The sequence below is a fragment of the Heliomicrobium sulfidophilum genome, assembly GCF_057715735.1.
In genome coordinates this window covers 780,629-797,441 of sequence record NZ_JBVTZZ010000005.1, presented here as the reverse complement: position 1 = coordinate 797,441, position 16,813 = coordinate 780,629, and the positions used below count along the sequence as shown (strand labels likewise).

The following is a 16,813-nucleotide window of genomic DNA, read 5'->3' as shown; positions in this document are numbered from 1 at the left end:
GGCCCCTCCAGCATCTGATATTTAACCACATCCTTCATTGTAACGCATGAAGGCCCTAATGAAAAAGCACTGTCGCGCATTTCGCTAGGATTATATTGTATACATCTTCATCCAACCAATATCCATGCCCATGCCTTTCACCGAGGTCCCTGTCTGTTTTCAAATAGCACCAAATGATTAAAAGAATAGCTGCCATTGCTTTAAACGGGCCTTTATGTTAGAATACATTTTAGTCATGCAACCGATTCGAACGGATGGGTGACGTGACGGGTGAACCTCGTGGGGAGCCGACAGGCTTTCTGCCAGGTGGATATTGAATAGGGGGCGTAATGGTTTCGACGGGGAACGGGTTGGCCTGGGACGCGAGCCGGGTTGCCGCCAGGACCGTAAAAAGGGCGGAAGGCTTTAATTGCCGAAGAAAACTACGCTTTAGCTGCTTAATTGCACCTAACCTCCTACCTTCTGTGCTCTCGGTGAGGGATTAGGGGGTCATTTAAGAGAGCTGGCTCGGACCAATTCTCGGAGGTTCGAGCGAGACTTATCGAGATAGCCTGACCAACGCTCTGTCTGTTGTGCGGAAGGATGGCGAAACCTTAAACGACAGAATACGCTCGTAAATGCCCTTGTTGGCTCTTCTTCGGACGCTGGGTTCGACTCCCGCCGCCTCCACCAAAACAATATAAGGCGAACCCCTTTGAAGACATTCTGGTCTTCCATGATTGCTTCGCCTTGATAATAAAAATAGCGGACAGGGTTTAATTTCCCCGTCCGCTTTTTCGCGATTAAGTATCTGCCGAATCGTTGTTTGATTCACCACCGCCGGAACTGCCGCCGGTGTCCTTCTTTTCGTGCTGTGTGCCAAAATAGAAGGCGATCACCATTGTAACGATCTGCATTGTTGCCTGTGCGTCGAACACGCCACGAAGGGCAAGGACCGCAAAGACAGCGATCACGATAAACGTGACAATCGTCTTTACATTGATCAAAGAAGCCAGCTTTTCGGATATTTTAGACATGCTGTTTTCCCTCCATTCTATCAATTCTTAAATGGGCCTGTTTTGCGGACGCTTCGACGGCCGTCATTCGTTCCGCAATTCTTACATACAATTCGTCCTGCTTGTCCTGTTTGCGCTTAATGTCATCAATACCAGCCTTGATATAGCCGATTTCAGTCAGAAAGACGCCGTCGTTTTTCCCTTCTTCGGCCGCGTCTTTTTCACTGTTCTTTTTGAAAGTCGCCACACCGATTCCAGCGCCAAGCAAGGCACAAGCGATCGAAATGACGACTGTCAATTCAACTGTCATAGATTCACCCCGCTTTCCGGTTATGCCGGTAATTTTAAGACCTGGCCGGCGTAGATAGTCGTTCCGGACAGACTGTTCAGTTTTTGAATTTCGGGCCACCTGGACCCATTTCCAAGCTGTGACTGTGCGATCTGCCACAGATTGTCACCCTTCTTTACCGTGTAGGTCTTCGGCGCCGGTGTGGACGTACCGGACTTTCCGGAAGGGATTTTAATTTTCTGGCCGACATAAATGACGTTCGGGTTTGCGATCCCGTTATATGCGGCCAATGCCTGGTATGTCGTTCCATAAGCGGACGCAATTTTTGAAAGCGTATCGCCGCTTTTTACTGTGTAAACAGTTTCAGAAGGCGGCTGTGAATTTTCGCCAGAAGAAGGAACTTTCACGTCCCAGGCCGTTAGGTTGTACTTTTCGATCAGGTTGATCAGCTTGTTTGTGTATTCCGGATCAGTAGCGTAACCGTCTTCGCGAACATATTGACAGGCCAGTTTATAGTCGGTCAAGCCGCGAAGGTTCTTGTAACGATCAAGTCGGTTGAACAAGGCTGAATGATCCGCGACCGATTCCGCCCATGAAGGGTATTTCCTGAATGTAGCGTCAACGGTGATATATTTCGACCCGTCCCATTCCTGCGTCTTGCATGTGTAGCCGGCGCCGTTATATGCCCCCTTGATTCCGAACAGGTTATTCGCGGCCGTTGCCAGGCCGGACTTCCCCCAGCCAGATTCAAGGATTGCCTGGGCGATCGTCAGGGAAGCCAGGATTCCGGACGTCTTCATATCAGCCGACGCCATAGGTCCGATCTTATTGATAAAGGTTTCCTGTTCAGTGTTGCCTTTTGAAATAGGTGAACCGCTGTTCTGATCCGCCTGGTCATATTCGATATAAGGGCATTTCAGCCAGTTTGTCCAGTTACGATCAGACAGCTTTGTCTGACATACGCCGTCACCAAATTTTGTGTTATTTGTGGATTCAATCACCAGGCCGCCGCCGATATAGACGCCGATATGGCCGTCAAGCCAGACACAGACGCCGGGGATTTCAGGAATAGTTCCGATCGGTCCTTTTTCTGTTGCCGCCTGGAACATACCGTTCGCGCTCTTGTCGGTGTTGGCACTGTAATTCGGGGACCCGAAGCCGCCCCAGTAATAGGACTTAATCAGACCGACACAATCCACGCCGTAGAAGTCTCTTCCAATCAGTGAACGGAATTTCTGGACGCGTGCGGGATTGTACCAGTCCGGATATTGGTTTACTTTTCCGGAAATATATGATTCCGTGACCAGTCGCATAATACCGCCCCACATATAGACGGTCTTTGTTTTAAGGGCCTTTTTGACATAGTTAACCAGGCCGGAAGCTGTAAATGTTGACATATTAAATGCTCCTTTCAAAAGATAACCCCCTGGGAAGTGATCCCCAGGGGGCCGTTCTTTTTTTGCGTCGCTTACTGGGCGGCGTCTTCAATGTAACCCATTTCGACCAAGTACGCGGTTACGCGTGGCCGAAGACCATTCGGGACGTTTTCAAGCTGAATCTTTCCCAGAATGATTTCGCCGACATAAAGACGAACTAACATTTCGAAGACCTCCTTTCCGAAAAATATCCTTGCAAGGAATATGAAAACGGTGGTCCGCAATTAGACCACCTCGTTTTCCTGTGTTTCCTGATCGGACGAAAGTGCCGCTTCGACTTTGCTTTTAAGGCCGGCCGGAACGTCTTCAATGGTCAAATTACCGGCTTTGATTTCATTGACATATAACTGAACCAGTTTAGACATGACGTTTCCTCCTTTCCGTTATTGTGCGAATACAACGTCGCAAATTTCCATGACACAGCCTTTCAGAAGCTCGTTTTCTTCGGAAAGCTGTTTGATTAGAAGGTCTTTTTCGTTTTCCTTCTTTTCCTTCGGGACAAATTCGCATTCTTTAGGATCAAACATTTCGATTTCCTCCTTTTAAGCGAAACGGATCGTCGCCTGAATTACTTCGATCGTCTGGGTTCCCTTCGTGAGTGTGAAGCGGTACGCCAGGCCGTTTGTCGTTGCGACAGTCTGATTCGCGAATGTGTGGACATACAGGTTCACCTTCGACGTGATGTCTTCCCATACTGGTGAAGCGTCAAAGGGATTATTTGTAACTTCAACATGAAGGACGCTATCGGCCGGCCTTTCAGACGGATACAAGGAAACAAAGCACTTTGTAACCTTCGAATCGGTTGAAAATGCGCGGGAAGCGGCGATCCTGGTAACAGTTCGGCTGAATGTGATCACACGCTGGGCCGTTCCTCCGGCGCCGTCGCTGACACTGATCGTCAAGGTATGCGATCCGGCCAGAAGGCGAAGCCACACAGACGTCAAGTCGGCCGTATTCGTCGCGCCGCTCGTTGCGGTGTAGGTGCGAAGGGTGATTGTTTCAGCCCCATTCGTCACCGTTTCCGTGACAGTCAAGGTCTGACTGGCTGCTTCCGCGTCGGTCACGGTGTAGTTGTAAGTCAAAGGCGTCGTTTTGGCGCCCACGTTCTGATCGGACCCGCTGATCACCGGATTCGTATTGTACGAAATAGGCGTCGCTGTTCCGGTCTGGTACGCCGATTCAGCGCCCAGGGAATCGACCGCCTTCACGCGAACCTGATAATTTGTTCCGGCCGTTGGGACGGTGTCTGTGATCGACGTCGAAGACGTGATCCCGATCTGGACATAAGCCCCGGAATCGACACGACGTTCGAAGACGTAGTTTATCGGATTGCCTTCCGGATCGGTTGACCCTCCGGTGGTAATGGTTAATGATTGACCAGCGCGGGGCGTACCATGGGAAATGGAAGACGGGGTTGTAGGCGGCTGGTTCCACTGGATTATATAAGCGCCGTCGGTATCCACAGAATCAGATACCAAGATAGAAGATGCCAATTCCAAAGCCGGCCGAACGCCACCGTTGCCGTTGTACGCGTAGCCGCTGCCCAAACTGCCGCCCGTGCCGACATCCCGCGCGCTGAGCGAATAGCCGGCGTAAGGGGTCCTTAACCACCAATACCAGTATTGCGAAGATGAAAGACTGGCGTTTGTGTATTCGGACGCACTGACGGCTTCGGCCGTAGGATATGCTTGTCTGCGGCTGGCACTGTTGAAGTAGTCCCACAGTGTACCTTCTGCGACGCCGTATTCATTACCAAGTCCGACTTCTGTTTCTGACAAAAGATAAACCTTTCGCGTGATGTCTTCATAACCTCCGCCGTCGGTTACTGTGTTCTTTGCGATCCTGATCGTGGTATCAAGAATCGCATTCCTGAAATTTTCTTCGAAGAATGACAGGAAGCCGGCTTGGGCGTCGTATTCGTTGTAATTTGACCAGACGTTCGCATTATTAGGCGGTGCGTCATATGCGTGTTGTGCCGCATACCAGGCGCCGGCTCCGGCAGAACTGTTCAGCCATTTATCAATATTCGACTGGCTGTACCTGTTATTTCCGTAGCTTCGCCTGTTGCTGTCTGGGTTACTTGCTTCTTTCGCGTCGAAGCATTTCAGGGTAATAATCTTTTCGGCGACCAGTTTTGTTCTTCCCGAAGCCTGGTGTCCGACAATGAAGCGAATGATGCTATTGTTATACTTTGTGTTTACGGACTTAACGACTGCGCCAACGGGTAACGTCGATATTTGCTTTGCCATGATAACCCTCCAATTCTTTAGAAAATAGGCAGTAGAACAATTCGTCCGTCTGCCTGATTAGATGATGGCTGTCACCGTGTTCAGCATGGCCTTTCCAGCTTGCATATGAAGCCAGAATTGTTTCAAAATCAATCCTTCCTTCATTCAGCAAGTTACGGAATTTTTTCAGTTTCCGGCGGATTCGGTTTTTGCTGTCGCGGCGTATTTTCTGGACGACCTTTCCGGTGTCTGTCATAAAGGTCCTGAATCCCAGGAAGTCAATTCCCTGGGATAACGGGAAAATTGCTGTCTTCCCATTGAGTTCAAGACCAAGGCTTTCGACATATTTCCGGATTTCCAACAGGCAGTATTTCAAATACTCCTTGTCGTTGTGGATCAGATAGAAGTCGTCCATATACCGGCCGTAAAATTTGATTCCCAGGCGTTCTTTAATGAAATGATCCATTCCGGAAAGGTAAAGGACCGCGAACCACTGACTGGTGTGATTTCCGATCGGAATCCCTTTTCCTTCCGTTGAATCAATTATCATATCAAGAAGCCACAGAACGTCGGGATCGTGGATCAGCCGACGAAGCTGTGACTTCAAAACGCCATGATCAATAGTGTAAAAATACTTTCTAACATCACATTTCAAGACCCAGCCGTCCGCCCCGAACTGCCGGTAATATCTCCGCATGAACGCTTTCAGACGGTCAAGACCGAAATGTGTTCCTTTGCCTTTCTGACTTGCGTAGTTGTCCAGGATAAAAGTCTTTTGAAGTCGCGGTTCCAGGACGTTATCGCAAAGGCTGTGCTGGACGATCTTATCGCGAAATGAATTGTACATAATCAGACGTTCCTTCGGTTCATGGACCATGAAACAGTTGTACGGACTTAACCGGTACTTTTTCGAAGTCAGCATATAGTGAAGGAAGGTCAGGTTTTCAAGCGCGTTCACTTCGTATCGAACGACCGCATATTTCCAGCGTTTGCCTTTTCTGGCGTCCATGTATGCCGCATAAAGATTGTTCAAGTCGGTCAGCTTCGCAAAGTCAGAAGGCGAAGTCTGCTCACCATTCAAAATATAAAACCTCCTTGCCGCTTATAGCCTGGGCGTCGTAGCCGAAGCCCTGGCGTCAGCAATCTTGTGTTTACCCTGGCCTTTCCGGCGTCGGGAAGGATATGTCCTCCTTTGTCGGGGTTCTCTGCTTTCAGGCTCGTCGCCATACTCGGTCACGATTTCCACCAAATCCGGCCGAACGCCATTGTTGCCGTTGTACGCGTTGTCGTTGCTCAAACTGCCGTCCGTGTTGACATTCCGCGCGTTGTTCGAATTGCCGGCGTTCGGGGTACAGGACATACCCTAATTCAAAGCCCGTCAGTTCTGTTCTTCGTCAGGGCCGGCCTGCGCCTTTTCGGCCGGTTCCTGCTCTGACTTATACCAGGCGGCGGACATGAACTTCACGTCCAGGGTTTTCTTTGTCCAATATTCAAAGGTCCCAGTGTCGATATAACCGCGCTTTTTCGAAAGTTCAATATAGAAAAGCAACAGTTTGCAGTCAGTCAGCGCGGCCCGTTGCAGTTCTAATCTTTTGGCCTTGTCTGATTCGTTCCGGATCGGGAATATTTCATTTGCTTCCAGTAGGTTTTCGTAGATCGAAAGGACCCGTTCCTGAATCCGGTTGACGATCGTGAACCTGATCTTTTTCGGAAAATGCTTCGCGTTGTCAGTCAGGTTCAACGTGTAGTCGATCAGATCGGCTACAACAGGAAGAACATGAAGGGGACTGTCATTCCCAGCCGCCCTTCGCTGATAATTTCGTCTTGTTCCCATTGATACACATTCGCCCCCTTATTGCGTCAATCGTTTCGCGCCGGCCGGAATAATCGAAGCCATAATCGCGAAGAATTACGGTCTGTTCCTCACCTTCATATGTCACGCCGCAAAGGACGACGCTGTCGCCGTCGCAGTGGCCGCATACGGGCCGCAATTCAACGAATAGGGAAGATATAAGGCAGGACGTTTCCGACGGCTTACAGGCAAATCTGGTCACAGATAAAGCCTGTTGTTTGTCGTGTCCAGGATACCTTCCGGAAGTCCTGAACCGTCGTAACCTTTCCACTGGGAAAGCTGTGCGGACGCGAATGTGTGTGTAACTGTCGTTCCTGTGAATCCAGTGTCAAGCTGTTCCTTGATAGCCTGAATATCATAATCCTGGCGCCGCTGAATTTCTTCGACGGACTGGCCTGTGGATTCTATAACTGTATTGGCCGCCTGTGTGTGAATGAGTGGCGCGGAATATGCTATCATCTGCGCCGACGTAACGAAGGAGGAAGCCCCGACCTGAACGGAAATGGCGCTGTTTTCCTGGTTCGTCACGAACATAGCGACGTCGTGAATGTGTACAGTGTCGGCTGGATTTTCTATATCTCCCAGGAAGGAAGAAGGGGGAAGAATATTGTCGCTGTCGCCGCCGTCAAGCCAGGAATAGGCGAATAAAAATTCAACGCCGTTCCCGTCAAGGGCAAAAATTCCGATTTCTCTGATCCATACCGCCGATTCAAGACCGGCGTTTGTAACCTGGACCGGAATTTTCATAATGGACGGATTTCCGTCGATAAATTCCTTTGCCTGGACCTGGGTATCGACTGTCACAGGCGACACAAGGGCGGTCAATGTGTTCGGACTTACCGTCGGGACGCCGTCGCCGCTGGCCGCTCTGACAATTTGAAGCTGTGATCCAGTCGCAATCAACTGGGTCAGGACTACATTACCTCGATCAGTAATTGTTGATCTGAAACGTGCCATAGTAGTTTAACCTCCTTGTGGAATGTGTTCATGCTTATTTATTGTCACAGTCGTCGAACACACAGTAAAAGCCGGCCGAAGTATCGTCTGCGGAATCTGCGACTGCATTTTCAAGACCAGGTTCGCGGGAACCATGCGGCCAAGCACGGCCGCCAGGGCGTCCCGCTGGTCATATCCGGAAAGCACAATCCGGATAAAAAGTTCATAAGCGTCATTATCAAGATTCACGGTGAAGTCCTGACTGACTGTGGATAAATACTTCAAAAGGTTTCTGTATGTGTAGGGAAGCTGATCCAGGTATTTCAGGAGTATTCTTTGACGTCTTGTTTCTAACGTGTCGCCAGGCGCCACAGAAAGGCCCAGGATCGCTTCCCAGCGTGAAGCCCCATATTCGGACAGGCTAACCAGGAAAAAGTCCTGTGGGGCGTTCTGGACGGCCTGGACGGCGTTGTCAAATTCAGGTTGTTCCCCGTTCGTGATCTGCTGGAATTCAACCAGTTCACGAAGATAACGCGGCCAGTAATTAAGAAGCTCCATTTGTCACCACCCCCAGGACCGGAATCGACGTGGCGTCAAGCGAAATATTGGCCGTTCCGCCGTTTATTGTGGTTCCTGTAATGTCGATCACTCCTTCGACGTTCAGGATTTTCGTTTCAATCTGGCTAACACGGACTACAAGGTTTGAACTATCGGCCCATACCTTCGCCAGTTCGACGAAATAGCTTTGAATTGCGTCACAGACGGCTTGCTGGACACTGGCCCAAGTGACACCCGAAGCAAATGTCAGAGTGAAGGACACGTCGATCGTTACGCCGGTGACGGCTGTTACTGTTACGATATGGCCGATCGGTGCAATGCCGACGCCTTCGCCCTGGCTTCCGACCGGATCGACGTCAGCCTGGACAGAAGCGACCAGTTCAGGAGAAGGAACGCCCCATTCGCTGTCCAGAAGAACGATCTTCACAGTTCCGCCGCCATTCCAGACCGGAATGACCTTCGCGGCTCCGACGCCTTGTAGTAGTTCGACCTTGTTCCTATAATCGGCAATATTGCCGCCGAATGCCTGGCTTTTCAGCGTTGCGAAATACCTTTCACGAAGGGAGTCGTCTGATTCTTCGTCTCCGCCAGGAATAAGAACGTCGGCCAGTGTTGCGGCCGCCAGTCCGTCAACGAAGTCGATCGGGAAAAGGGTTCCGAAATACTCATTACCGACAGCGCCGGCCGTTTCTGCTGTCAGCTTGTACTGTCCGGCCGTGATCCTTTCCGTAACCCTGTAATTGATGTCGCCGCCTGAAAAGCGTGTTCCGATTGCCAGTTCATAACCGGCGCCCTGGGCGTTTTCAAAATAGCCTTTCCTGACGGCGTATGTAGCCGCCTGACGGAAGACACCCCTTTCCTGGGCCTTTTTTGTCAGATCAACGTCTGTCGCCGTGTCGGGGAACGCTCTGTCCATGATAGTTCCAAGTTCGATATAGAGGATCGCCAATTCAGCCGCCGCCGGCGCGATAGCGTCATATATGACAGAACCTTCACGTTTGTCCACGGAATCAGAAACGCGCGCCAGACAGCGGTCCATGATGTTTTCAAAGGTCATGTTTTCAAACATTCGCGCTTACCTCCGTTTCAATGGTTACTTCGCCGAACACGGTTGACGCTGTGAACCTGACAGACAGCGTCCTTTTATCGATCTGCTCGGCTGTAATGTCATAGACGTCCGTGATCCGCTTGTCTTCCAGAAGCGCTTCGCGAATAATACGCTTGATTTCACTTGCTATCACTTGATAGCTTTTTCCGACAATCGCGTTCATTTCAATTCCATAATTCCAGGAATAGATCAGGTATAAAAAACGCTCTGATTGAAGGATTTTAATGATTGCTTGCTTCATGGCGTCGGTTTCGTCTATAAATCCGCCCACACGGCCGGACGAAAAGTCGATCTTATACGTCCTGGACGTCTGATCCTTTTGTTCAATGACTTCGACGTCCTGACCGATAGCGACTGACGCCGCGTTCGGTATCAATGCCATAAAATCACACCCTTCCCAGGACCAGAAATTCCTGACCCCCTTGATTTCTTAAAAGAACGACCTTGTCACCGACAGCAAGTCCGAAATAGATTTCCTGTGCGGTTTCAAGGCCGGTATTTTCAGTATGAAACGGCTGGACACTGTGGGAATGTGCGTCGGCCGTTTCTGTATTGTGTTGTGGGACCGTGTGATCGTGGGGCAGAATTGTGTGTTTATGCGTCAGGTATGATCCTGGCCTGAATTCTTTCATCAGGACGACCTGTTTTTCGCCAATATCGAACCGGTTATCAACGCGGATCACAAGTGGACTGACCGACGTCACGGTTCCAAACATAAAGGCCGCCGGCGCTCCGGCCTGGCCGGTTTGCTCTGCGACCTTTTTCATAGTGTCTAATATTCCCATATCACACCACCTTTAACTTCAATGACATAGTTTGCTTTATTAGATCATGGCTGGCTTCGTCAACAATAAAGAACTGTTTGACGCCGATTTCAGCAATCCCTATAAACAGGGCGCGGCCGGCGCGGACAGAAAGATCGGAAAGGGCGCTGACTTCAAACGACCGTTTCGGCCTGTTGTAAAGTTCAATCATCATGTTACCGCGTTCCTTGATCTGTGCTTCGTTCAGGTTTTCGTCCACCTTTTCGAAGTTTTGGAGAATGCCCCAGAACTTCATTGAGTTCGAATCCTGGAAGATATACACGTCACGCTTTCCGGTTTCTTTATTGTCCTTGACCAGCTTTATTTTGTTGTAGGTGTCGGAATCAATATCCGACGAAAAAGTGTAACCAGTCGCCAGGCTGGAATCACCGATAAAAAGGTCCAGCTTTGAATCGGACACGTCCGAAATTCGAAGACTTCCGAAGTCGTCCCATAGATAGAACATTTTGCCGGTATTGATCAGCGTCATATCCAGGGCTTTCAGAATGATGTCAAAAAGGGTCTGGTTGTCTTCAACCATGGACGGAATGACATAGCCGGTATTTGCAAGGGTGCCGGTTTTGATCTGGAAGTCAGCCGCTATTTTTGCCGCGATCTGATCCGCCCGTTTCCCTTCGAAAACATAAGTGTCTTTATTTTTCAAATACCTGGTCTGATCGTAAGCTGTAACCGTGATTTCACCCGATTCAGTTCGTGACAGTTTGAAAACATACCCGTAAAATATGCCGGTGTTTCCGTCTTTTACTGCCACAATGCCGCCGTGATCCCAGGCGACGCTGTCGTTTGCAATGACTGTCAGTTCAACAGAAGCGGGGGAACCGGTACGCTTCGTTGACCATTTCGCCGCTGTAACAAGCGAAGACACGTCAAAGGCGACGCCCGTCTTCACGTTCTGATAAAGAATGTTGATCATGTTATCGTGAAGACCTGCCCTGGATAGATAGTATATTTTGAATTTCCGGTTCCCTTGTTCCGCGCGTCAATAGTTGCCTTGTTGGAGTTATAAATATCCAGATACCGATTCCCGTCATTGTAATATTTCTTTGCAATGGCCCACAGGCAGTCACCCTTGACGACTGTGTGGGTTTTGACAGGCGCTGGACTTCCGGAACGCGTCGGTTCTTTTGCCTGTGCCGGCTTTGAAGCTACCGTCGGAAGGACGATTCGTTTCGGTGAATAATCCTTCCATTCGATCAGCTTGATCTGATAGTAAATGTCGCCGACCTCACCGGCGCGTTCTTCATAGTCGAAGGAATCAACGCCGAAGCGAATGTTAATGTCCAGGTCTGTTCCAGTGATCAGAAAGCGGATCGGGGACGCGTTATCGCGTGCGTTCTCGATCGCTCTTACGATTTCGATCGGCTCCCTGATTTTGCCTGTGACATAAGGGGCCGAATGAACCGGAAGGAATGATTCCCAGGACACTTCACGAAGGCCCCTCTTGCGAAGGATATTGATTTCTCCAAGTCCGATCACGGTTGTCTTCTCGTTCTTACCGGCGGCCTTTACGGATAGTTTTTCAGGAAGGACGGGAATTGAGATTTCCCGCCCTTCGATAATCAATGTCATTTTATAAGCCATTACGAATACACCCCTTCCGCCGCCATTGCGAATTCGTCTTCCAGCTTCGTTTCGATCTTTCTGACGACTTCGTCAACGTCAACCTTTTCGCTGATCTGGGCATTCATAGCGACAGTTGGTGTCAAGGTAACGAAGTTCTGAACGACACGCATTTCGGCAACGTCGCGCATCAGTTTCAAGTCTTCATCTGCGATATTGACGTCGTCCTTGATTTTCCCGACTTCGCCGACCTTTCCGACATTCGCAATATCACCGTTTGTGGCAAATTTGCTGGTCAAGTCCGCATTTTCCTGGGCCTTCTTTTGTGCGGCTTCGGCTTTAGCTGTTGCGATCTCGGCCTGGCGCTGTGCTGTTGCGGCCTGTGCGTCGGCTTTCATCTGGTTCAGCTTTGCGTCGCGGTCTTTGATCTGGTTTTCTATCTGGGAACGATAGGCTTCAAGGCCCTGGTTCCTGGCCTGTTTTGCGGCTTCGTTTTCCATCTGGGCTGTTGTCCCGAATGTTACCTTGTCAATCAGGTCAATACTGACGCCAGGGATTTTATTCAGGACGGAAATGAATCCGTTTATGATGTCGATCGCTCCGTTGATCATGTTTTGAAGGATCATCAGGACATTAGCCTTCATGTCGCCCATGAAATTAGCAATATTGACGCCGGCCGTCATAAAGGCCAGTTGTAACTGATTCCACATATCCATGACCCAGTAAACGCCGGTAAAGAATCCGATCTTCACCCAGTCCCAGGCGGTCAGTAGGGCATTACATACAATTAGCCAGGCGACGCGAAGTCCTCCGACAGACTGGACCCATTTGTAAATAAGACCGATCACAATTCCGATCGCGATCGCAATCCATAGGATAGGATTCGTCAGCATGGATACCAGAAGCGCCCTGTTTGCCGCTACCTGTAACCATGTCACGGCTGTCCATATTCCGGTTATTATCGCAAAGGCTCCGACGGCCGCGACCAGACCCCAGAAAATCGGTTCTATAGTGGACCAGTTGTCATAAATCCACTGGGCGCCCTGCCCGATAAGCTGAATCACCGGCTGGAAGGTTTGAAGAAGCGTATTGCCGATCACAGTTGCCACCTGGCCGAATGTCATTGGTAATTGTGCAAACTTCTTGTTTACTTCGTCGGCCGTTGAAAACATGGCACCTTTGATAATATCAGCCGTGATCTGACCTTCCGCTGACATTTCGCGTAAATCGGCCATAGACTTTCCTGTATATTTTGCAATGGCCTGCGCCAACATTGGCGCGTTTTCCATAATAGAACGGAATTCGTCGCCTTGCAGTTTTCCGGATGCCATAGCCTGGGTAAGCTGATACATGGCCGCTTTTTGTTCTTCAATGCTCGCGCCGCCGATAACGAAGTTTTTATTCATTAACTCGGTGAACGCGATCATTTCGTCGTTGCTTTTGAAGGCGCTACCTGCAAGCGTTCCAAGTTTTGAAACGACTGCCGCCGTATCCATATAGGCCGCCCTGGACCGATTCGCGGAAGCCATGATTTTATCCTGTAATTGCGACGTGGTTTGAAGACCGTCATTGATTAAGTCCAGGCGCGCGGTTGTAGAAGTCAAATTATCGGACAGATCAATAATCTTTTTTATGCTAAAGGCGGCAAGGGCTGTTTTTATCATACTACCCAAGCCGCCCCAGACACTTTTGATCTTATTTGCTCCGTTGCCAGCTTCGTTCTGTCGCCTGTTGAATTCTTCAACCTGGCGGCTGGCGTTATTGATAGCCGGTGCGCCGCGTGTGAAGTTTTCGCCAGGGTTCACTTGTTCGGTCAGGCGATCCGTGACTTCAAGGGCGCGATTGGTTCGTGTGACGGCGGACACGATTCGATTTAAGGTGCTGGTCATTCTATCCTGTATTGATAAACTGGTGGACACTCCGGCCACGGATAATCACCTTCCTTTCTTACCCTTCCGTTTTGCTTTTGCGGCTTCTTTCTTTTCCTTCTCGACTTGAAGATCAATGGACGCATATATAAAGGCCCGTTCGCGAAGGGAAAGGCTAAAAAGCGTACTGGGAAGGATTTTCAAACGGTGGAGGGCGTAATGTGCGTAGACCGATTCGCCGTCCGCGTCTTCGTCATTACCGCCCCCCGTTATTAGTTTTTTGCTTCTTCCCTCAATTCATTGACGTCGGCCGAAAAGCCGTTGACCTCCTGAATAGCCAGAAGAAGATCAGTATATTGACCAGGATTCAGCATCTTGTCAATCAGGGCTTCGGCTCCCATTACGCCATATTTAGCTTGAAGTTCGGCGTCCTTAAAGTTAGGATCGACACAACAAGCGATTACCAGGCGGTTATTATAAAGGTCCGTGTCAGTTTCAGTCTGCTTCTGGTGCGTCTTTTTATCGAAGGTGGTTTTCTGACAGCTTTTCCTGATTGCCTTGTTTTCGCCTTCTGTGATAGACCTGATTGTGAAGGGGAAGGGGAAGGGTTTAATGTCCACGGTAGTTTCCACCGTGGTTTCCACTTCCTTTTCCAGAAGAAATTCCTGTAATTTACCCATTGTCGTTTATCCTCCTTTGATTAAAACTTTGTGAACGGTGTAAGAATGTCGAAGTCTTCGAAGGTGAAGTCTGCGTCTTCGTCCAGCGGATCGTCGGAATCGCCGTCCAGCTTCGCCAGAACGGTTGAATCCAGGTTACAGCCGATAAGAAGCATTGACTGTTTCCCTGCCGAAGAAGCCGGATCGTCGTTTTCAATCACCATGTCGAAGTACAGATCGACGCCTGTGTTCTTGTAGTTTGCAAGCATGGACCTAAAAAGCGGCGTCAAGTAATAAAGGGTCATTGACCCAGTACCATTCAGGCCGGTCACTTTATGGCCGGTCATGCGCTTTCCGATCGACTTGATTTCAGACTTGTTCTTGTCGATATTGGCTTCAATGGACTTTGCAAAGAATAATTCTTCGTTGTTGCCATTGATTTTCGCGTATGCTCTGCCTTCTTTTCCGGAAATGGTATCCGGTGCGTTAAGGGTTCTCAATTCGATTCACTCCTTCCATTAGTTGACCGTAACAGTCATATACAGCTTTTCCATACTGTCATTAGGCTGGAGGGCGCAAGCGACAGCAACGTCACGCTTTCCGTTGCCCTGCTGGACAGTGATGTCAGCGCTTTCGAAGTTGCTAATCGCGTCTATTGCCTGGTACTGCATAGCAAGGGATACCAGGTCAGCCTTGAAAAGCTGGCGTCCGGTGTCGCTGTTGGTCACGGTTCCGATATAGCTTTCGCCAAAGATTCGGGCGACATCATTCGCCCAGCCGTCCATGACGCGGACAACACGGTTCGAAGTCCAGTCTTCGGAAACGCCTTCGCCGAATGTGACAAGGCTGTTGATGTCAGTCAGGACGCGCGCTTTTCCATTGTCAGCATAGAAAACGAATTCGCCGGCCTGAATAGCCGCTTCAAACTGGCTTTTTGTGTATTTGATGTCAACGTCCACAGCGCCGTCATATGCGACGTTCGTCAGTGATTCGTTGACTTCTGCGCCGGCAGAAGCGCCGGCCACCCATGCGACGGCCTTGTCGCCTGTAATTGTGGTGCCGTCGGCCAGAATAACGCCGTTTTTGACGTTGATTAGGCCCATGTCGTCGCCGTCATACTGATAGAGGACACCGACGATTTTCTCTCCGTTATCGTAGCGAAGACGCTTCACGAATGCGGCAAAAAGGGCCTTGACCGTTTCATCTGTGCCAGGATAACCGATCACATTAAAGGTTTCGACCTCAATCTTATTCAGAAATGCGGTATATGCTCCGCCGTCTACCGTGCCGTTTGTCCCGCCTGTCAATGCTGTTGCAGAAGCCGGCGTCAACGTTTCCGCTGTTCCGAATGTCACGAAGTTATTATTTTTTAGGTTAGCCGTTCCGGTGCTTGCTGTTACGGTCTGGGAATCCACCTCCATTGCGCCAAGATAGGTCACAACGTCAACCTTCGTCGCGTCGTCTGCATTGGTCAGAACGGCGACCTTGATGTCGTTTCCTCTGGTTCCGGACCATTTCGCCGTTACGGTCATTCCTCCGATCGTATTTGAAGCCTTAACACCACCGGAATTCACACGGTAAGCAAGAAGGGTCTTCGCGCGCTTCAAGGCTTCCCTGACAAGTAGAAGGGGGGCGGCAGTTGGATCATGGCCGAATACGTCGATCGCTGTTTTATTGAAGTCTTCCGCTGTTACAGAAAATACCTGATTTTCAGGTCCCCAGTTCAATTCCAGGGGAAGGGTGACGACGCCACGCGTTCCAAGTCTGGCCGCGCTTCCCAGGCTTACAAAGTTGATATAAGCGCCAGGAAGGATTTTATTTTGTACTGTGAAAGTACCTCCGCCAATAGGGGCCATTTAAGATCACACCTTTCTTTCAAGAAATTCGGAAACAAGCCTTTCGGCCTGTGCCTTTGTGTATGTTTTGCCAGCGTCCAGGATAGCCACCAGGGCGTCCCTGTGCCGGCTGAATGCCTTACTGTTGACCAGTTGTTCTTTTGTAAATCTGGGTTCCGCCGCCGTCGGCTGGTCTTCCTGTGGGGCGGTTTTCTTTTTAGTTGCCATTACTTCAATTCCTCCTTCTGGTCAAGGTTTTCCATAGGATCAATCATTTCGGGCACCAGGACGAAGCTGAAATTCGCGTCGAAGACAAACTGAAAGACGCCCGTTTCGTCCTTCCTGGCTGTCTGGTCTGAAAGTGCAATCCGGCGCGTCCCTGTTTCAGAATCGGCAACGTAAAGGGCTTCAAAGTTGTCATACATTGATTCGGCCCAGTCGTTGAAAACCATGTTGTCGTCTGCCTTCAAGAAATAGAGGACTTCGAACTGACATGATCGCGTCCTTCGACGGTCCAGTTTCTTTTCCTGGCTTGTTTCAATAACCCCGACGAAGAAGTTTCCGTCCGCGTCCTTCGGTATTTCGTCAACGAATACCTTTCGATCAGGCCAGATTCCGGTCAGTTTTGAAGCAACGGCTTCCATGAATTTATTCACAGTCATTCC

At 49.8% G+C, this 16,813-nt stretch carries 22 protein-coding genes and 1 other RNA gene; 1 reads left to right on the top strand and 22 read right to left on the bottom strand.

The genetic code is table 11. The annotated features are described in order from the left end of the window. Window positions 1–320: 320 nt before the first annotated feature. Window positions 321–672: a transfer-messenger RNA gene (ssrA, locus tag AC0CW1_RS09575) on the top strand. A 110-nt stretch (window positions 673–782) separates the two neighbouring features. On the opposite strand, the gene AC0CW1_RS09570 is transcribed toward ssrA, so the two are convergent. The 22 genes from AC0CW1_RS09570 to AC0CW1_RS09465 all read right to left on the bottom strand — a co-directional run bounded on the left by AC0CW1_RS09570 (window position 783) and on the right by AC0CW1_RS09465 (window position 16,804). Continuing rightward, complete coding sequence (locus AC0CW1_RS09570; RefSeq protein ID WP_488182831.1) at window positions 783–1,016, bottom strand: hypothetical protein; 234 nt, start codon at window positions 1,014–1,016, stop codon at window positions 783–785. Beyond that, entirely contained in the window at window positions 1,009–1,305 is a 297-nt protein-coding gene (locus tag AC0CW1_RS09565; protein WP_320405083.1) for a hypothetical protein, read from the bottom strand. Before AC0CW1_RS09565 ends, AC0CW1_RS09570 begins: the two co-directional genes overlap by 8 nt. A gap of 20 nt (window positions 1,306–1,325) precedes the next feature. Continuing rightward, window positions 1,326–2,699: a glucosaminidase domain-containing protein gene (locus tag AC0CW1_RS09560; RefSeq protein ID WP_488182830.1), complete on the bottom strand. Its 1,374-nt coding sequence runs from the start codon at window positions 2,697–2,699 to the stop codon at window positions 1,326–1,328. A 53-nt stretch (window positions 2,700–2,752) separates the two neighbouring features. Then, window positions 2,753–2,884, bottom strand: a complete 132-nt coding sequence (locus AC0CW1_RS09555; RefSeq protein ID WP_488182829.1) for a hypothetical protein — start codon at window positions 2,882–2,884, stop codon at window positions 2,753–2,755. Window positions 2,885–2,944: 60 nt separating this feature from the next. Further along, window positions 2,945–3,085, bottom strand: coding sequence for a CD1375 family protein (locus AC0CW1_RS09550; RefSeq protein WP_488182828.1), 141 nt, complete (start codon window positions 3,083–3,085; stop codon window positions 2,945–2,947). 18 nt (window positions 3,086–3,103) lie between these two features. Then, complete coding sequence (locus tag AC0CW1_RS09545; RefSeq protein WP_488182827.1) at window positions 3,104–3,247, bottom strand: hypothetical protein; 144 nt, start codon at window positions 3,245–3,247, stop codon at window positions 3,104–3,106. A gap of 15 nt (window positions 3,248–3,262) precedes the next feature. Continuing rightward, the gene (locus tag AC0CW1_RS09540; protein ID WP_488182826.1) at window positions 3,263–4,969 is read right to left on the bottom strand and encodes a DUF6273 domain-containing protein; all 1,707 of its coding nucleotides are present in this window, start codon (window positions 4,967–4,969) and stop codon (window positions 3,263–3,265) included. Next, window positions 4,926–6,029 carry a reverse transcriptase/maturase family protein gene (locus AC0CW1_RS09535; RefSeq protein WP_488182825.1) on the bottom strand — a complete coding sequence of 368 codons (1,104 nt, stop codon included), beginning with the start codon at window positions 6,027–6,029 and terminating at the stop codon, window positions 4,926–4,928. The genes AC0CW1_RS09540 and AC0CW1_RS09535 overlap by 44 nt, the downstream gene beginning before the upstream one ends. Before the next feature lie 297 nt (window positions 6,030–6,326). Continuing rightward, window positions 6,327–6,782, bottom strand: a complete 456-nt coding sequence (locus AC0CW1_RS09530) for a four helix bundle protein (protein WP_488182824.1) — start codon at window positions 6,780–6,782, stop codon at window positions 6,327–6,329. 216 nt (window positions 6,783–6,998) lie between these two features. Continuing rightward, entirely contained in the window at window positions 6,999–7,757 is a 759-nt protein-coding gene (locus AC0CW1_RS09525; RefSeq protein ID WP_320405075.1) for a phage tail protein, read from the bottom strand. 6 nt (window positions 7,758–7,763) lie between these two features. Then, window positions 7,764–8,294, bottom strand: coding sequence for a putative phage tail protein (locus tag AC0CW1_RS09520; RefSeq protein ID WP_488182823.1), 531 nt, complete (start codon window positions 8,292–8,294; stop codon window positions 7,764–7,766). Further along, window positions 8,281–9,363, bottom strand: a complete 1,083-nt coding sequence (locus AC0CW1_RS09515) for a baseplate J/gp47 family protein (protein ID WP_488182822.1) — start codon at window positions 9,361–9,363, stop codon at window positions 8,281–8,283. The genes AC0CW1_RS09520 and AC0CW1_RS09515 overlap by 14 nt, the downstream gene beginning before the upstream one ends. Continuing rightward, the gene (locus AC0CW1_RS09510; RefSeq protein ID WP_320405072.1) at window positions 9,356–9,784 is read right to left on the bottom strand and encodes a DUF2634 domain-containing protein; all 429 of its coding nucleotides are present in this window, start codon (window positions 9,782–9,784) and stop codon (window positions 9,356–9,358) included. Before AC0CW1_RS09510 ends, AC0CW1_RS09515 begins: the two co-directional genes overlap by 8 nt. A gap of 4 nt (window positions 9,785–9,788) precedes the next feature. Further along, on the bottom strand, window positions 9,789–10,187 hold the full coding sequence (locus AC0CW1_RS09505) for a DUF2577 domain-containing protein (protein ID WP_488182821.1): 399 nt from the start codon (window positions 10,185–10,187) through the stop codon (window positions 9,789–9,791). Between the two features lies 1 nt (window position 10,188). Further along, a complete protein-coding gene (locus tag AC0CW1_RS09500) occupies window positions 10,189–11,139 on the bottom strand; it encodes an XkdQ/YqbQ family protein (RefSeq protein ID WP_488182820.1) in 951 nt (316 codons plus the stop codon). After that, window positions 11,136–11,807: a LysM peptidoglycan-binding domain-containing protein gene (locus tag AC0CW1_RS09495; RefSeq protein WP_320405069.1), complete on the bottom strand. Its 672-nt coding sequence runs from the start codon at window positions 11,805–11,807 to the stop codon at window positions 11,136–11,138. Before AC0CW1_RS09495 ends, AC0CW1_RS09500 begins: the two co-directional genes overlap by 4 nt. Next, window positions 11,807–13,714, bottom strand: coding sequence for a tape measure protein (locus AC0CW1_RS09490; protein WP_488182819.1), 1,908 nt, complete (start codon window positions 13,712–13,714; stop codon window positions 11,807–11,809). The genes AC0CW1_RS09495 and AC0CW1_RS09490 overlap by 1 nt, the downstream gene beginning before the upstream one ends. A gap of 212 nt (window positions 13,715–13,926) precedes the next feature. Further along, the gene (locus AC0CW1_RS09485) at window positions 13,927–14,334 is read right to left on the bottom strand and encodes a phage tail assembly chaperone (protein ID WP_488182818.1); all 408 of its coding nucleotides are present in this window, start codon (window positions 14,332–14,334) and stop codon (window positions 13,927–13,929) included. Between the two features lie 20 nt (window positions 14,335–14,354). Then, on the bottom strand, window positions 14,355–14,813 hold the full coding sequence (locus AC0CW1_RS09480) for a phage tail tube protein (protein ID WP_320405066.1): 459 nt from the start codon (window positions 14,811–14,813) through the stop codon (window positions 14,355–14,357). A gap of 18 nt (window positions 14,814–14,831) precedes the next feature. Next, on the bottom strand, window positions 14,832–16,169 hold the full coding sequence (locus AC0CW1_RS09475; RefSeq protein ID WP_488182817.1) for a phage tail sheath family protein: 1,338 nt from the start codon (window positions 16,167–16,169) through the stop codon (window positions 14,832–14,834). A gap of 6 nt (window positions 16,170–16,175) precedes the next feature. After that, complete coding sequence (locus AC0CW1_RS09470) at window positions 16,176–16,376, bottom strand: hypothetical protein (RefSeq protein ID WP_320405064.1); 201 nt, start codon at window positions 16,374–16,376, stop codon at window positions 16,176–16,178. Continuing rightward, window positions 16,376–16,804: a phage tail terminator family protein gene (locus AC0CW1_RS09465; protein WP_488182816.1), complete on the bottom strand. Its 429-nt coding sequence runs from the start codon at window positions 16,802–16,804 to the stop codon at window positions 16,376–16,378. Before AC0CW1_RS09465 ends, AC0CW1_RS09470 begins: the two co-directional genes overlap by 1 nt. Between the last annotated feature and the right edge of the window lie 9 nt (window positions 16,805–16,813).

Excerpts from the sequence above, each read along its gene's own strand:
- AC0CW1_RS09470 (WP_320405064.1), bottom strand. The coding sequence starts at position 16,376 with ATGGCAACTAAAAAGAAAACCGCCCCACAGGAAGACCAGCCGACGGCG.
- AC0CW1_RS09540 (WP_488182826.1), bottom strand. The coding sequence starts at position 4,969 with ATGGCAAAGCAAATATCGACGTTACCCGTTGGCGCAGTCGTTAAGTCC.
- AC0CW1_RS09500 (WP_488182820.1), bottom strand. The coding sequence starts at position 11,139 with ATGATCAACATTCTTTATCAGAACGTGAAGACGGGCGTCGCCTTTGAC.
- AC0CW1_RS09545 (WP_488182827.1), bottom strand. The coding sequence starts at position 3,247 with ATGTTTGATCCTAAAGAATGCGAATTTGTCCCGAAGGAAAAGAAGGAA.
- AC0CW1_RS09520 (WP_488182823.1), bottom strand. The coding sequence starts at position 8,294 with ATGGAGCTTCTTAATTACTGGCCGCGTTATCTTCGTGAACTGGTTGAA.
- AC0CW1_RS09530 (WP_488182824.1), bottom strand. The coding sequence starts at position 6,782 with ATGGGAACAAGACGAAATTATCAGCGAAGGGCGGCTGGGAATGACAGT.
- AC0CW1_RS09495 (WP_320405069.1), bottom strand. The coding sequence starts at position 11,807 with ATGGCTTATAAAATGACATTGATTATCGAAGGGCGGGAAATCTCAATT.
- AC0CW1_RS09515 (WP_488182822.1), bottom strand. The coding sequence starts at position 9,363 with ATGTTTGAAAACATGACCTTTGAAAACATCATGGACCGCTGTCTGGCG.
- AC0CW1_RS09550 (WP_488182828.1), bottom strand. The coding sequence starts at position 3,085 with ATGTCTAAACTGGTTCAGTTATATGTCAATGAAATCAAAGCCGGTAAT.
- AC0CW1_RS09485 (WP_488182818.1), bottom strand. The coding sequence starts at position 14,334 with ATGGGTAAATTACAGGAATTTCTTCTGGAAAAGGAAGTGGAAACCACG.
- AC0CW1_RS09565 (WP_320405083.1), bottom strand. The coding sequence starts at position 1,305 with ATGACAGTTGAATTGACAGTCGTCATTTCGATCGCTTGTGCCTTGCTT.
- AC0CW1_RS09510 (WP_320405072.1), bottom strand. The coding sequence starts at position 9,784 with ATGGCATTGATACCGAACGCGGCGTCAGTCGCTATCGGTCAGGACGTC.
- AC0CW1_RS09570 (WP_488182831.1), bottom strand. The coding sequence starts at position 1,016 with ATGTCTAAAATATCCGAAAAGCTGGCTTCTTTGATCAATGTAAAGACG.
- AC0CW1_RS09555 (WP_488182829.1), bottom strand. The coding sequence starts at position 2,884 with ATGTTAGTTCGTCTTTATGTCGGCGAAATCATTCTGGGAAAGATTCAG.
- AC0CW1_RS09475 (WP_488182817.1), bottom strand. The coding sequence starts at position 16,169 with ATGGCCCCTATTGGCGGAGGTACTTTCACAGTACAAAATAAAATCCTT.
- AC0CW1_RS09525 (WP_320405075.1), bottom strand. The coding sequence starts at position 7,757 with ATGGCACGTTTCAGATCAACAATTACTGATCGAGGTAATGTAGTCCTG.
- AC0CW1_RS09505 (WP_488182821.1), bottom strand. The coding sequence starts at position 10,187 with ATGGGAATATTAGACACTATGAAAAAGGTCGCAGAGCAAACCGGCCAG.